This is a genomic window from Vogesella mureinivorans (genome assembly GCF_007644035.1).
Taxonomy (GTDB): domain Bacteria; phylum Pseudomonadota; class Gammaproteobacteria; order Burkholderiales; family Chromobacteriaceae; genus Vogesella; species Vogesella mureinivorans.
This window is the reverse complement of sequence record NZ_VMTV02000935.1, coordinates 1-317: the sequence shown is the minus strand read 5'-3', so window position 1 is coordinate 317 and position 317 is coordinate 1. Positions and strand designations below refer to the sequence as shown.

General features: G+C 72.9%; 1 protein-coding gene. It reads left to right on the top strand.

All coding sequences use genetic code 11. The features are described 5' to 3' along the window. Positions 1-317: acyltransferase domain-containing protein (locus FLQ44_RS21215; RefSeq protein WP_147695963.1), on the top strand; the 317-nt coding region annotated here is incomplete at both ends.

Below are 317 nucleotides of genomic sequence, written 5' to 3'. Positions count from 1 at the left end.
AGGTCGCGCTGGCGCAGTGGCTGGCGAGTCTGGGCCTTCAGCCCGCCGCGCTGATCGGCCACAGCCTTGGCGAGTACGCCGCAGCGGTGGTGGCCGGGGTGCTGTCGATCGAGGACGGCGCGCGTGCGGTCTGCGCACGTGCAGCCGCGATGTGGGTGCAGCCGCGCGGGGGCATGCTGGCAGTGCGCGCGAGCGCCGACGCGCTGGCCGCGCATCTGCGCGAGGGCATCGAAATCGTCGGCTACAACGCACCCCAGCTCTGCGTGCTCGCCGGGCCCGCCGCGGCCATTGATGCACTCGAAGGCGAGCTCGGTGAA